This window comes from Paenibacillus sp. FSL R5-0713 (genome assembly GCF_037973325.1).
Taxonomy (GTDB): domain Bacteria; phylum Bacillota; class Bacilli; order Paenibacillales; family Paenibacillaceae; genus Paenibacillus.
Genome location: NZ_CP150229.1, coordinates 155,117 through 169,553 on the forward strand (window position 1 = coordinate 155,117; position 14,437 = coordinate 169,553).

13 protein-coding genes are annotated in these 14,437 nt (G+C 47.7%); all 13 read left to right on the top strand.

The window, feature by feature from the left end:
- The first annotated feature begins 60 nt into the window (after positions 1–60).
- Entirely contained in the window at positions 61–1,365 is a 1,305-nt protein-coding gene (gene hisD, locus MKZ12_RS00775) for a histidinol dehydrogenase (RefSeq protein ID WP_339258228.1), read from the top strand.
- Positions 1,358–1,987, top strand: a complete 630-nt coding sequence (gene hisB / locus MKZ12_RS00780) for an imidazoleglycerol-phosphate dehydratase HisB (RefSeq protein WP_036674766.1) — start codon at positions 1,358–1,360, stop codon at positions 1,985–1,987. The genes hisD and hisB overlap by 8 nt, the downstream gene beginning before the upstream one ends.
- A 3-nt stretch (positions 1,988–1,990) precedes the next feature.
- Positions 1,991–2,617 carry an imidazole glycerol phosphate synthase subunit HisH gene (gene hisH / locus MKZ12_RS00785; protein ID WP_339258229.1) on the top strand — a complete coding sequence of 209 codons (627 nt, stop codon included), beginning with the start codon at positions 1,991–1,993 and terminating at the stop codon, positions 2,615–2,617.
- Positions 2,618–2,680: 63 nt separating this feature from the next.
- Entirely contained in the window at positions 2,681–3,415 is a 735-nt protein-coding gene (hisA, locus tag MKZ12_RS00790) for a 1-(5-phosphoribosyl)-5-[(5-phosphoribosylamino)methylideneamino]imidazole-4-carboxamide isomerase (protein ID WP_047841450.1), read from the top strand.
- Positions 3,416–3,445: 30 nt separating this feature from the next.
- Complete coding sequence (gene hisF, locus MKZ12_RS00795) at positions 3,446–4,207, top strand: imidazole glycerol phosphate synthase subunit HisF (RefSeq protein WP_017691268.1); 762 nt, start codon at positions 3,446–3,448, stop codon at positions 4,205–4,207.
- Position 4,208: 1 nt separating this feature from the next.
- Entirely contained in the window at positions 4,209–4,934 is a 726-nt protein-coding gene (hisIE, locus tag MKZ12_RS00800) for a bifunctional phosphoribosyl-AMP cyclohydrolase/phosphoribosyl-ATP diphosphatase HisIE (RefSeq protein WP_339261268.1), read from the top strand.
- Between the two features lie 12 nt (positions 4,935–4,946).
- Entirely contained in the window at positions 4,947–5,786 is an 840-nt protein-coding gene (gene hisJ / locus MKZ12_RS00805) for a histidinol-phosphatase HisJ (RefSeq protein ID WP_339258231.1), read from the top strand.
- A gap of 65 nt (positions 5,787–5,851) precedes the next feature.
- Entirely contained in the window at positions 5,852–6,799 is a 948-nt protein-coding gene (locus MKZ12_RS00810) for a ribose-phosphate pyrophosphokinase (protein ID WP_036616184.1), read from the top strand.
- 255 nt (positions 6,800–7,054) lie between these two features.
- Positions 7,055–9,316: a helix-turn-helix domain-containing protein gene (locus MKZ12_RS00815; RefSeq protein WP_339239006.1), complete on the top strand. Its 2,262-nt coding sequence runs from the start codon at positions 7,055–7,057 to the stop codon at positions 9,314–9,316.
- Positions 9,317–9,762: 446 nt separating this feature from the next.
- Positions 9,763–11,352 (top strand): extracellular solute-binding protein, encoded by a 1,590-nt coding sequence (locus MKZ12_RS00820; protein ID WP_339239007.1) that lies wholly within the window; start codon positions 9,763–9,765, stop codon positions 11,350–11,352.
- Between the two features lie 130 nt (positions 11,353–11,482).
- Positions 11,483–12,382: an ABC transporter permease subunit gene (locus MKZ12_RS00825; protein ID WP_339239008.1), complete on the top strand. Its 900-nt coding sequence runs from the start codon at positions 11,483–11,485 to the stop codon at positions 12,380–12,382.
- Positions 12,383–12,452: 70 nt separating this feature from the next.
- The gene (locus MKZ12_RS00830; protein ID WP_339239009.1) at positions 12,453–13,325 is read left to right on the top strand and encodes a carbohydrate ABC transporter permease; all 873 of its coding nucleotides are present in this window, start codon (positions 12,453–12,455) and stop codon (positions 13,323–13,325) included.
- Between the two features lie 49 nt (positions 13,326–13,374).
- Positions 13,375–14,325 carry a TIM barrel protein gene (locus tag MKZ12_RS00835; RefSeq protein ID WP_339258233.1) on the top strand — a complete coding sequence of 317 codons (951 nt, stop codon included), beginning with the start codon at positions 13,375–13,377 and terminating at the stop codon, positions 14,323–14,325.
- Positions 14,326–14,437 lie beyond the last annotated feature (112 nt).

The window sequence follows — 14,437 nt, forward strand, 5'->3', positions numbered from 1 at the left end:
AAACGAGAAACAAATCGGCCATATAAGGTAGGTATTACAGGGGATGAGGAGGTTGTACGTATGAAAATTGTACCTGCACGTGAGTTTGATCTGAAGCGTGAAGTGGAGTATGGCACGCCAGAGCAAAATGAAACGGTACGGCGTATTGTCAGCGACATTCGCCGTGAGGGTGATGCGGCACTGCTGCGTTACACGGAGCAGCTGGACCGCACGAAGCTGACGGCCGCGGAATTGCGCGTGCCGCAGGAAGAGCTGCAGGCGGCTTATGCAGCCGTGGAGCCATCCTTTGTGACGGCGATTCGGCAAGCCGCCACCAACATTCGTGCGTTTCACGAGAAACAGAAACGAAACTCGTGGATGGATTGGCAGCCGGACGGCAGCCTGCTGGGCCAGGTCATCCGACCGCTGAAGCGGGTCGGGGTCTATGTACCTGGCGGCAAAGCAGCGTATCCATCGTCTGTGCTGATGAATGTGATTCCGGCACAGGTGGCAGGCGTGCCGGAGATTGTTCTCGTGACGCCGCCGTCTACCAACGGTGGCGAAGGCATTAACCCGTACATTCTCGTGGCTGCCGCGGAAGCAGGCGTGAGCGAGATGTACCGGGTTGGCGGCGCTCAAGCCATCGCCGCCCTCGCTTACGGCACGGAGAGCATTGCCCCGGTCGACAAGATCTGTGGACCGGGCAATATTTACGTGGCGCTCGCGAAGCGCGAGGTGTACGGTGCGGTCGATATCGATAGCATCGCCGGGCCGAGTGAGATTGTGGTGCTCGCCGATGATACGGCGAATCCGGTGTATGTCGCCGCCGACCTGTTGTCGCAGGCGGAACATGACGAGATGGCATCGGCCATTCTCGTCACGAATTCGGCCGCGCTGGCGGAAGCCGTGCAGGGCGAAGTGCAGCGGCAGCTTGAAGTGCTGCCGCGGCGTGATATCGCTGCTGCTTCGGTAGAGCAGTATGGCGCGATTATTGTGGTCGATTCCATCGATGAGGGAATCGATGTGGTGAACCGGCTCGCACCGGAGCATCTGGAGATCATGGTGCAGGAGCCGATGGCTTACGCTGGCCGGATTGAGAATGCCGGTGCGATCTTCCTCGGCCCGTACAGCTCGGAGCCGGTAGGGGATTATTTTGCCGGACCGAATCATATTATTCCGACCAATGGAACGGCGCGATTCAGTTCGCCAGTGGACGTGGACGATTTTATCAAGAAATCCAGTCTGATCTATTATAGTAAAGAAGCGCTGCTGCAGAACGGAGCGGCTATTATAGAGTTGGCCCGGCATGAGGGTCTTGAAGGGCATGCCCGTGCAATCGCTGTACGGTTAGAAGAGGAAGGAAAGGCGGAATCGGACAATGGATAAGCAAAATAACGGTGTGGAACTTGAAAACAAAGGTGCAGTGCGCCAAGCAGAGGTTGACCGCAAAACGAACGAGACCAATATTCAATTGGCCTTTAATGTAGATGGAACAGGACAATCCACGATTGAAACGGATGTACCTTTTCTGAACCATATGCTGGATCTGTTCACGAAGCACGGACAATTCGACCTGAATGTACAGGCCCGTGGAGATATTGACATTGACGATCATCACACGGTTGAAGACATCGGCATCTGTCTCGGACAGACGTTGCGAGAAGCATTGGGTGACAAACGCGGTATTAAGCGTTATGCCAGTGTTTTTGTACCGATGGACGAGGCACTCGCTCAGGTTATTATTGATGTGAGCAACCGACCTCACTTTGAATACCGTGCAGAATACCCTTCCCAACAGGTAGGCAGTTTCTCCACGGAGCTGGTACATGAATTCCTGTGGAAATTGGCGCTGGAAGCTCGGATTACGTTGCATGTCATTGTGCACTATGGTCAGAACACCCACCACATGATTGAAGCGATCTTTAAGGCATTGGGACGTGCACTGGATGAAGCAACGATGATTGATCCGCGTGTAACGGGCGTGCCTTCCACGAAGGGAGTGCTGTAGACGATGGCGATTGCAATTGTCGATTACGGTATGGGTAACCTGCACAGCGTCGGCAAAGCGGTCGAACGTCTTGGCTACGAAGCGCTGGTCACGGGTGACCGGGAAGAGATTCTTGGCGCAGATGGTGTCATTCTGCCAGGCGTAGGTGCTTTTGGTGATGCGATGGTTCATTTGCGGGAGAGTGGACTGGATACGGTGGTGAAAGAAGCCGCTGCAGGGTCCAAGCCACTGCTCGGTATCTGTCTGGGGATGCAGTTGTTGTTCAGCTCAAGTGAGGAGCATGGCGAACATGAGGGACTGGATATATTGCCAGGTAAAGTGGTGCGTTTTGCACCCGGAGAACTGAAGGTTCCTCATATGGGATGGAACCGTCTGGAATTCCTGCACGCGGAAAATCCGCTATTTACGGGGCTTGAGGCAGGTCACGTCTATTTCGTGCATTCCTATCATGCGCTTACGGACAACAGGGACGATCTGCTGGCGGTAACGGATTACGGACATCCGGTGACAGCCATTGTAGGCAGAGGATCCAACTTCGGCATGCAATTCCACCCGGAGAAAAGCGGAGAGCTTGGCATGAAGCTGCTCGGCAACTTTTTGGCTCTGACAGGAGCGCCTGTACAACGGTAAAACAATCATCTCTTCTTAACTATAGAAAGCGTACAAATCTAATTCATATTCAGGAGGCCTTGTATGTCATCTTTTATCCTATATCCGGCGATTGATATCCGGGACGGCAAATGTGTAAGACTGGTGCAGGGAGATTATAATCAGGAGACCGTGTACAACGATGACCCGGTTCAAGTGGCTCTATCCTGGGAGAAGCAAGGCGGTACATATGTGCATCTGGTGGATCTGGATGGTGCCAAAGCAGGTCATCCTGTTAACGATGAGCTGATCGGTCGCATTGCCTCGGCTGTGAACGTACCTGTTCAGGTAGGCGGCGGACTTCGTACAGTAGCGGATGTAGAGCGATTGCTGGGTCTGGGTGTTAGCCGGCTGATCATTGGAACAGCGGCCATTGAGGATCGTGCTTTTACAGAGGAAGTACTGGGACGTTACGGCGACAAAGTGGCAATTGGCATCGACGCTCGTAATGGTTACGTGGCAACCCGCGGATGGCTTGAAACATCGGAAGTACAGGCAGAGGTACTCGCGAAGGAATTGGCGGCGTATGGGGCAGAAACGTTTATCTTTACGGATATTTCCCGTGATGGTATGATGCAGGGTCCTAATGTGGAAGCGATTGTGTCTCTAGCCAAGGCAAGCGGACGGACCGTTATTGCTTCCGGTGGTGTGAGTGTAATGGATGATCTGCTTCGTCTGAGTCGTCACGCCGATGATGGTGTTGGTGGAGCGATCGTGGGTAAAGCACTGTATACAGGAAGCATCGATCTGTCTGAAGCGGTACGTGCAGTAAATAAGTAAGGGATATTCGGATAGAGAGGAAGAGGTAGCATGCTGGCAAAAAGAATCATCCCCTGTCTGGACGTGAAGGACGGCCGGGTCGTCAAAGGCGTCAACTTCGTCAATCTCCGCGATGCGGGTGATCCGGTAGAGCTGGCGGCGCTATATGACCGCGAAGGCGCGGACGAATTGGTATTTCTCGATATCTCCGCTTCGGTAGAAGGTCGCGAAACGATGGAAGAAGTCGTGCGGCAGACGGCTGGCGAGATTGCTATTCCCTTTACGGTAGGTGGAGGCATCTCCAAGGTGGAGGACATGAAGCGGATTCTCCGGGCAGGAGCGGACAAAATTGCAGTGAATACAGCAGCGGTACTTAATCCGCAGTTGATTGCCGATGGTGCACGCCGCTTTGGCTCGCAGTGTATCGTGGTAGCGATCGATGCCAAGTATAACGAAGCTTGGGGCGAGTGGGAGGTCTATACACATGGTGGACGTAAACCCTCCGGCATCAAGGCGTTGGAATGGGTTAAACAGGCTGAGAGCTTGGGCGCGGGAGAGATTCTGCTAACCAGTATGGACGCGGACGGAACAAAAGACGGTTTCGATCTGAAGCTGACAGCCGCGGTATCTGAATCTGTGCGTATACCAGTCATCGCATCGGGCGGTGCGGGCAAGGAATCTCATTTCTATGATGTATTCACCACGGGCAAAGCGGATGCAGGTCTGGCCGCAACGATTTTCCATTACAAAGAAATCGCCGTACCGGCGTTAAAACAACATTTGAGAGAACAAGGGGTGGAGATCCGTGACTAAAGTGAGCGATGAAATCAAGGAACAGTTGTCCTTGGAACAGGTTGTGGAACACATTCGTTGGAGTGATGGTTTGGTTCCTGCCATTGTGCAGGATGTGGATACTCGAGAAGTTTTGATGATGGCTTATATGAATCGCGAATCACTGAAGTTGTCGCTTGAATCCGGTGAAACCTGGTTCTGGTCACGCTCGCGTCAAGAGCTGTGGCATAAAGGGGCAACATCTGGCAACGTGCAGACCATTACTTCCCTGAAATATGATTGTGATGGTGATACCTTGTTGGTTGAGGTCAAGCCGAACGGTCCTGCCTGCCATACAGGTGCGGTAACATGTTTCCATAATGAGATCATTGGTTTGCCAGAGAAATCGACAGACAAGGCTCCGGATAAAGCCGGTGAGGCATCTGCTTCTGCAAATTCGGATTCCGAAAGTCGCTTTGAGGTATTGGCTGAACTGGAGTCCGTTATTGCAGAGCGTGAACGTGAACGCCCTGAGGGTGCATATACAACCTATTTGTTTGATAAAGGTGTAGATAAAATATTGAAAAAAATCGGTGAAGAAGCGTCCGAGACGATTATCGCCGCCAAAAATAAAGATAATGACGAGCTTCGCCTGGAAGTCAGTGACCTGATGTATCACCTGCTCGTCCTGTTACAAGAGCGCAAGCTGCCACTGGACGACATTATGTCAGAGCTGAGCCGCCGTCATGAACGGCCTCGCCGCGATTAGGAGGCGAGTTTCGTGCGTATAGACTACCATACACACCATGAGCGGTGTGGACATGCCGTTGGCAAACTGGAAGAGTATGTACAGCGTGGTGTGGAGATTGGACTATCCCAGATTGGATTGTCCGATCACATGCCATTGCTGCATGTCGATCCAGCTCAATATTATCCGGAAATGGCGATGCCTATGGATGAACTGCCGCGTTATGTAGAGGAGTGTTTCTCCCTGAAAGAACGTTACCGTGGGCAGATTGACGTACGTGTTGGTCTGGAAGGTGACTATATTGAAGGCTGGGAAACAGAGATTCGTGCAATCATTGAGCGTTATCCTTGGGATTATGTGATTGGCTCCGTTCATTTCCTCGGGGAATGGGACATTACGGATTTTCGCCAGACCCATCACTGGGAGGGCAAAGACATCCTTGAAGTATATCGTCAGTACTATGATGCCGTGAGTAAGGCAGCTACGACGGGCCTGTACGACATTATGGGCCATACGGATGTCATTAAACGGTTCGGCTATGTTCCTTCAGAGGAGCAAACAGAAGAACGTATCTCACTGGAGAACGCAGCGCTGCAGGCTATTGCAACAAGTGGCTGCGCCATGGAGCTGAATGCTTCCGGGTTATCGAAGCCTTGCGCCGAGATGTTCCCTAGTCGCAGAATGCTGACGGAGGCCATTCGATTGGGCATTCCATTAACCATGGGTTCTGATGCGCATGATCCACTGAAGCTGGGGGATTATTTGCCTGAAGCTGAAGCACTTTTACATGAGTTGGGCTGTACGGAAGTCGCTGTTTTTGAAGGCCGTCATCGCTCGTTCATTCCTTTAAATGTAGAAGCCAGTGGAGTATAATGAGGGTAGGAAATAACCTTTTAGATAAGGGATTATATAGGGGCTTCAACCCTCGGGAGGGCATTATGCAGCATTCGTTACGTATTTTTTCCGGTTCATCGAACCCTAAGCTGGCAGAACAAGTATGTGACAAGCTGGGTGTACAACTGGGCAAGATCAAGCTGTCCAGGTTCAAGAGCGGAGAAATATACGTTCATTATGAAGAAACGATCCGTAATTGTGATGTGTTTCTGGTACAGTCGTTGTCTCATCCGATCAATGAGCTGTTTGTCGAGCTGTTGGTGATGATTGATGCCGCAAAGAGGGCTTCAGCACGCACTGTGAACATCATTGTTCCGTATTATGGTTATGCGCGTCAAGAGCGTAAATCTGCTCCACGGGAGCCGATCTCGGCCAAGATGGTAGCCGATGTATTAACTACGGCTGGCGCCAATCGCGTGGTAACGATCGACCTGCACGCAGCGGCCATTCAGGGATTCTTCAACATTCCAGTTGATCACATGACATCGCTGGATCTGATTAGTGATTATCTGTTGAGCAAAGGTATTGAGAACCCTGTCGTTGTGTCCCCTGATGCGGGAAGAGCATCAATGGCAGAGAAGCTGGCCAATCGTCTGGATTCCCCGTTTGCCATTATGATCAAGAAACGTCCAAGCCATAATGAATCCGTGATTACCCATGTCATTGGTGATGTAGAAGGACGGACCCCGATTATTATTGAGGATCTGATCGACACCGGAACAACCATTCTGAATGTGGTGGAAGGGTTGAAGGAACGCGGGTCCAAAAACGTATATGTATGTGCAACTCACGGATTGTTCTCCGATGGAGCAGTAAGTAAGTTGAATCACCCGTCAATTGAAGAGGTGGTAGTTACGGATTCGATCGCACTGCCAGATGACCACCCCGAATGCTTCAAAGTGTTACCTGTTGCGCCAATGCTGGCTCGCGCCGTACGCATTATTGTGGATGGTGGCTCCATGGCCACATTGTTTAAGGATTCTGGCATTTAGTGCATCGAGGATATAACGGTGTGCTGCCAGATAAAGTGTTCCGTGTCTGAGTTGTTGTCTGCTCAGCACGGTTTTTTTGTTTTGGCTCTTGGAATTCAATTCTTGCATTGCTGCTCCGAGGCATGTGCTATAATAACATAAAATCAGTTATGATAGCGTTATCATTATAGTATTCAGCCCTCAAGGTGAGATGGATGCTGAACAGTAGAACCACGGCTGAGAACATTGGCATCGTGGAGTGAGGAGTGGGGTCTATTGTCTCGTAATTGGTACTACCGGTTACTGTTCTCTTATTTCCCAATTTTTTTTCTTACGGTGACCATACTCATTTTCATCGCGTTTGTTTTCATCAATGACATCTCTAAAGAGGAAACAAAAAAAGCAGACCGGATCTCCTCCAGTTATATGATAGACACGGTGGATCGTACAATCAGGGGGATTGAACTATCCATTTTGGAAACGGTACAGAGTCAGCAGGCATACAGACTCTATTTTAGTAACAGAAACCAGAACAGCTCGGACACAGTGTATGCAATTGCACAGAGTTTACGGGAGCTAACGAATTCGTCCTCATGGATTCAATCCATCTATCTATATGACAAGCGAAATAAACATGTTCTGACCGTAAGTGGCTCCAGAGAAGCGGAAGGTTTCTCGGATAAGGCATGGATTGACCAGATGGGTACCGGTTCTATCGGTTCAGGGTGGCAACCTGTCCGGGAATTCGATACGGACTCTTCTCAACGTACCCCGATTCGCGTATTAACCGTGAACAAGGACATGCCTTTGCCTTTTGGCTCTCAGGGCACATTGGTCATTAATATCAAGATGAGCAGTATTGAACAGAGCGTAGATAGTATGGTTAATGGTCAGCTCTCATTCCTGACGATTACTGATCGGGAAGGTAAGGTTGTGTATAATGCACACTCGGACCAAGAGGGCTCGATAGATGGTCAGGAACTGAACAGGCTATCATTAGAAAGACTGGGATGGACCATATCCAGTGGAATCAAGGCCGGTAACTTATTTGGCTGGGTATCTGTCGTGTCTTATGTATGGGTAATCATTGCGATTGTGACGGTTATCTGTGCAATTGTGTATATCGTGTATATTACTCGTCGTAACTATAAACCCATTCAGATCATCATGAACCGAATTGAGTCTCATCAGATTCGAGCGTTTGAACACTCGGGGGCTCGTACGGATGAGATGAAGATGATTGACGGTGTACTTGAGAATCTGATTAATCACATGATGGATTATGACAAGAAAAGCAGGGAAAATATACTCATGCAGCGCAGTAAGTTGTTCAATGCCCTATTGCACGGTGAACACATCGAAAATGCAGAAGAGCAATTAACAGAGCTCTCTCCACTGAATGACGTGCATGAATCGTCACGCTTTATCGTTGTTGTTGGAGAGATTAATCGTTATGAGAAGGGGTTCCAGGAGAGGTATACGAGAGGTGAACAAAATACGCTGAAGTTTGCCTTGATGAATGTTTTGCAAGAGCTGTCACGTAATACCGGAGTACAATGCTGGACGGAATGGATTAGTGTAGATCAAATTGCAATCCTTTTTGTGTTCAAAGAACAGAGTAATAACAACTTGGACATGTCTGGTCAGATTCGGGTTGTAGCTGAGGAATGCAAATCTTGGGTGGAACAAAATCTGCGCATTTCCTTAAGCTTTGGCATTGGACCTATTGCTCAGGGAATCGGTGCAATAAGAAGTTCTTATGCGGCAGCAGAAGCGGTAATGCAACGTAAACTTTTGATGAACGGAGATGTCGGCCAAGCCGACTGCGGTGAACCACAGCATCCTTTGCTGGATACCTATACTTATCTGCAGATGATTGCGGACTTTGTTAAGCGGTTCCGGATGTCGAGTGGACAGTGGCGGGAACAGTTGGAGGAGATCTTTACCGCATTTGAACAGAACAAATTGCCGGATGACGAGATTCGTTCTCTGATTCAAGCCATGTTACAGATGCTCAGCCGAGAGGTGGCTATGATGTCGGAAGGGCTTCAGGAAGAGCTGTCTGAAGAAAACATCAACAGATGGTTAAGCGCTGTGGAAGAGGCAGAGACGCTTACGGATGTGAAAAGTCTTTTGTTCGATGGTCTGACGGACTTGTTCCGAACCTATGTAGCGGTAACGGAAACCAAGAGTTACAAAGCCATGGTCAACGAAATGAAAAATTATATTGAAGAACAGTTTGCGAATCCTGATCTTTCCTTGAAACATCTGAGCGACCGATTCCAGATTACGGGCAAACATGCGAGTTATTTGTTCAAGACAGAATTCAACATGAAGTTTGTTGATTTTGTTACAGAGCTTCGCATGAAGGAGACGGAGCAGCTTCTGCTCAATACCGATTACTCTTTGCAGGATATTGCCCTGAAGGTTGGGTATGCGAATGGAATTACATTAGGACGTGTATTTAAACGGGTAACGGGTATCACACCAGGAGATTATCGTCGTTTGAAACGAGAACATCGAGAACCCGAAGAGTAACGCAATGATGATCTTATTCTGAGATCTATAGATCAGGATAGCACAGGGTGAATTTCATGCAGTCACTTTCCACCAGGAGAGCAGGCTTGCAGAGGTTCTCCCTGTTTTCGTTGAACAGCTCTCTGCTGGGAGAAATTGATGCAACTGTTTTCGCAGGATAACAAGCTAATATTCCTGATTATCCCCGTTTACGAATATAGGCAGTGTGTGAAAATGGTTTATCCGAATGGGGACAGGCAGTTCTGAGTCGTAAGGTGTTGAGAGCCATCAAAGCCTAGAGCAGCATAGCTTTGGGAAAATAATCAGTCTGCGAAAATAGGCGTAGCATATAAACCATAATCCGTTTGTAAGCGCTTCCGAAACTGGTTTATTGCTAGAGTCCGCGAAGATGTGGAATACTCGGAGCAAGCCTTAAACATTCACGCAAAGTAAAAGGGGATGACAAAATGATTGGAAAAGCAACCAAGGGGAGTAAGAAGAAATGGATGGGTCTGGCACTTACAATGGTAATGGGAGTGTCCTTACTTGCGGGGTGCTCGTCTGCATCAGACAAAGAATCAGCAGAAGGCGGGGCAACAACGAATGGTGAGCGTGTTACTTTGAAAGTGGAGGTTTTCGATCGTGGTAACAGTCCTTCTCCACATACGATCACTAACAACTATTTAACTAAATTTGTTCAAGAGAAATTCGGCGATCCGAATAACATTGATGTGCAATTCGTACCTGTTCAACGTTCAGAAGAAACAACGAAGCTCAACGTGTTAATGGCCAGCCCCAGCGACGTTCCAGATATTGTGTTTGTATACGACTCCAGTGTGTTCTACCGTTATGCTCAGCAAGGTGGTCTAACTGAAGTGGGTGAACTTCTTAATGAACATGCGCCTAACTTAAAAGAATATCTCGGCGAAGACCTATTGAAATTTGGTCAGCTTGAAGGTCAGCAATTCGCTATTCCGGGTAAACGTGCCATTACTTCCCGCTACAATTCCTATATCCGTCAGGATTGGCTCGACAAGGTTGGAATGAAGGCTCCAACAACAACAGATGAGCTTTATGAAACGCTGAAAGCGTTTAAAGAGAAAGATCCGGGTAATCTGGGCAGCAAAAACATCCCAATGGGTATGGCACTTGCCCCAGCCCAGTATGAAACATTGATTTACTCATTTATTAAACCCGTACAAGATGGACTTACGTACAGTCAGCGTTACGAGCTACCATTGCATGATGGGTTCAAAGATGCGATGCAGTTCCTTAATAAGCTTTACAATGAAGGTCTGATCAGCAAAGACTTCAGTCTTGACGAAGAAAAAACGCAATTGGTCAAGGATTTCCAGAACGGTAATATCGGCTACATGTCTGAGGACGTAGGTCAGATTCTGTATGCAGATGGTATGCTTGATAATTTGTCCAAAAATGTACCGGATAGCAAAGTTGTAGCAGTTGACGCTTACACCAACCCGAATGTGGACAATAAACACATCAAATCACGCTATGGTAGCAACGGTATGTACATCATGATTCCAAAAAGCAGCAAACGTTCGGTTGAAGCAGTGAAATACCTGGACTGGATGGCTTCTGGAACGAACCTGCTAGAGATAAACACAGGTGTTGAAGGTGAAAATTTCGATATGGTTGATGGTGTTCCAGTTGTTAAAGATGATGCACCACAGGATGTCAAAGATCGTGTCTACAACGGTGGTGACATGGCCATTATTGCTAACGGTAAAGTTGTTGGAGATCAGGCAGCCAATGAAGCCGCATGGATTGCAGGCTTCCCAGAACGTAACCAAGAGCTGATGAGACAGTCCATTGATATTGCTAATACGGATACGATCGGCCCGGTTATCTTCAGCAAACCAATCGAAGCAGAATCTAAATATGGTACAGCGCTAAATGATAAGTTGAAAGTGCTTATTGTGAAAACTGCGATGGCTAAACCGGCAGACTTCGAAGCGGTATATGAAAAAGAAATGAATGATTTCATGTCACTGGGTGGCACAGAACTGAAGAAAGAGCTTGAAGCAGCACTTCAGTAAGCACTATTAAATAAACAGATTCATCTTGTAATTACTAAATAAATATGTAATTCACTGCATAACTTTGGAAGGGACGTGTGCCGCCAGTATGGGCGGCACAGCCGTTTCTTGTTGATAGGAGGAAACCGATTTGACCATCACATACTTGAAAAGGTATTGGCAATTATACGCGCTCATCTCACTGCCCCTGATCTACTTCTTGATCTTTCGTTACGGCCCAATGTACGGGGTTCAGATCGCTTTTAAGGATTTCAACTTGTTTCAGGGCATTAACGGGAGTGAGTGGATCGGTTTCGATGCTTTCCGTGAAGTATTTGGAATGCGGGACTTCTACACCACATTACGAAATACCTTCATGTTAAATTTCCTCGACTTGCTTGTTTCGTTCCCTGCTCCAATTTTATTGGCCATCATGCTCTATGAAGTTCGTTTTAAATGGTTTAAAAAACTATCGCAAACGATTCTATACATTCCTCACTTTATCTCCTGGGTTATCATTGGGGGAATTGTATACCAATTGTTCGGCAATCAATCCGGTATGGTTAACGGTGTATTGGAGAGTTTGGGCTTAAATTCAATACCATTTTTGACAGAAAAAAATCCATGGCTTGTGACATATCTGTTCACAGGTGTCTGGCAGAGTGCAGGATGGGGTACCATTCTATATTTGGCGGCATTAACTGGCGTGAACAAGGAATTGTTTGAGGCTGCAGAGATTGACGGAGCTTCAAGACTGAAGAGAATCTGGCATATTACGTTGCCAAGTATTAAACCAACCATTGTGACCTTGCTCATTCTTAATCTCGGACATATGGTCAGCATCGGTTTTGATCGGCCTTATATCATTGGTAATACGGCCGTGCGAGAATATTCCGATGTACTCAGTACCTTTGTATACAGAGTTGGTCTTGAATCAGGACAATACACGCTGGCAACTGTCGTTGGACTGTTCCAGGCAGTGGTAGGACTCATATTCGTGCTAGGATCTAACTATATTTCAAAGAAAGCAACGGGTGAAGGTATTTTGTAGGTTGTAGATAAACGGAAGAGACGCCAATCGGCTTGTATGTATAGACCATCAGTAAAGGAGCTGTGCGCATATGAGTGAACGCACCTCAAATCGGATTTTTGATATCGTTAATATCTCCTTTATCAGTTTGTTTGTTATATTCTGTCTAGCTCCATTTTTGCATACCATTGCGATATCTCTAAGTTCTAACCGGGCTATTACTTCGGGAGAAGTGACCATTTTTCCTAAAGAATTTAACTGGAATGCGTATGTTCAAGTATTCTCTGATCAATCCATGCTATATTCACTGGGTTTTACGACTATTCTGACAGTGGTAACCACAGTGTTGTGCATGTTATTCACACTTGCTGCTGCATATCCGTTAACCAAGAAAAAATTGAAAGGGCGCAAGCTCTTCATGTATGTCATCATCATTACGATGTTCTTCAGTGGCGGGATGATTCCCGAGTATTTGCTCATTCGTGATCTCAATATGCTTAATTCAGTGTGGGCACTGATTCTGCCTGGACTGGTCAGTCCTTTTAACCTGATTATCCTGATCTCATTCTTCAGAGGTATTCCAGAAAGTCTGGAAGAATCAGCAGAAATTGACGGTAGCTCACATGTACACACGCTATTCAAAATCATACTCCCATTATCCATGCCTGTACTGGCCACATTAGCTCTATTCTATGCGGTTGGTCGCTGGAATGGATTCCAGGATTCCCTGTTGTATATTAATGATCCCAAGTTGTATCCGTTACAACTGAAGCTCTTCCAAATGGTTCAAAACAACATGGTGAGTGAGCTTACATTAATGGAAGGCGCTAACCGCACACCACTGACTCCGGAAAGTCTCAAGGCAGCTACAGTTGTTTTTGCAACGGTACCTATCCTACTGGTATATCCTTGGTTGCAAAAATATTTCGTCAGCGGTGCCATGCTTGGTGCGGTAAAAGGTTGATATAAACTACCGGGCAAGTACCAGCCTTTGGGAAGGAGAAGGAAAACAGATGCAGCACATAGATAAGGGAATATATTCGTTCTCCACATGCTGGAATATCCGAAAACATGATGTCGGAGAAAATATGATTCGGGAGATTGCAGATCTCGGCTTTCGCCGGGTGGAGCTAAATTATAATGTAACGAAAGAGATGCTCACGACGATTGAGCCCATGATTGAGCGTGGAGAGATCGGAATTTCTAGTGTCCACAATACCTTTCCACATGACCCTGATCCCGATTATGGTACGGATTCCATCCTGCTCGGTTTCGAAGATGAAGTGAAACGTAAGCGGGCGATCGAATTGCTGGTAGAGTCGGCTGAATATGCCCAGCGTTATGGGGGAGAAGCTGTTGTTGTACACCCCGGAGAGGTACCTTTCCCTGAGGATATCAGCAAAGATCTTGGAAAAATCTATAACGAGGAAGGTCCGGATTCACCGAAGTATCGCAGCAAGTGGGCTGAATTGATGGAGCGGCGGGAAGCCCTCAGTTCGAGGTATGTGGAGAAAATTATCGCCAGTCTGGATGAAGTGTGCAATCGGGCGGCAGCCAAAGGTCTGGATGTCCGTTTTGGCATCGAGACGAGATCCAGACCACAACAGATTCCTACCCTTGCTGAAGCCAAGACCATCATTACGGCCCTCAAAGGGGCCCCGGTTGGCATCTGGTACGATACAGGTCATGCCATCATGATGGATCGAATGGGCCTATATGACAGTGTGGGAGAAATGCAGGGGCTGATGGATGATATCGTAGGGGTGCATATTCATGAGACTCTCGGTCTCTCTGATCACTGGTGCCCGTATGTACACAGTAAGGATATGAATTTCTATGATGCCTATCTGCCGATGATCCGCCGTGCACAAGTGAAGGTGTATGAGTTGAAGTCTGCCTGTACGGCAGAAGAGATTCACGAGAGTCATGACTTGCTTATGAAGAAGCTTGGAGTGACAGAGTAGGCGTGGTGATGGGGGAAACAGTGGGCGTGTTCACAGCGTGTGTTCAACGACTTTTTCCTCAGTGACAAAGACCCGTAAATATGAAGTAAAACAAGCACGTATTTTCTAGCGA

What these genes read in the sequence shown, in the direction of transcription:
- MKZ12_RS00830 (WP_339239009.1), top strand. Translation starts at nt 12,453, where the DNA reads ATGAGTGAACGCACCTCAAATCGGATTTTTGATATCGTTAATATCTCC.
- hisF (WP_017691268.1), top strand. Translation starts at nt 3,446, where the DNA reads ATGCTGGCAAAAAGAATCATCCCCTGTCTGGACGTGAAGGACGGCCGG.
- MKZ12_RS00820 (WP_339239007.1), top strand. Translation starts at nt 9,763, where the DNA reads ATGATTGGAAAAGCAACCAAGGGGAGTAAGAAGAAATGGATGGGTCTG.
- hisB (WP_036674766.1), top strand. Translation starts at nt 1,358, where the DNA reads ATGGATAAGCAAAATAACGGTGTGGAACTTGAAAACAAAGGTGCAGTG.
- hisH (WP_339258229.1), top strand. Translation starts at nt 1,991, where the DNA reads ATGGCGATTGCAATTGTCGATTACGGTATGGGTAACCTGCACAGCGTC.
- hisA (WP_047841450.1), top strand. Translation starts at nt 2,681, where the DNA reads ATGTCATCTTTTATCCTATATCCGGCGATTGATATCCGGGACGGCAAA.
- MKZ12_RS00810 (WP_036616184.1), top strand. Translation starts at nt 5,852, where the DNA reads ATGCAGCATTCGTTACGTATTTTTTCCGGTTCATCGAACCCTAAGCTG.
- hisD (WP_339258228.1), top strand. Translation starts at nt 61, where the DNA reads ATGAAAATTGTACCTGCACGTGAGTTTGATCTGAAGCGTGAAGTGGAG.
- MKZ12_RS00835 (WP_339258233.1), top strand. Translation starts at nt 13,375, where the DNA reads ATGCAGCACATAGATAAGGGAATATATTCGTTCTCCACATGCTGGAAT.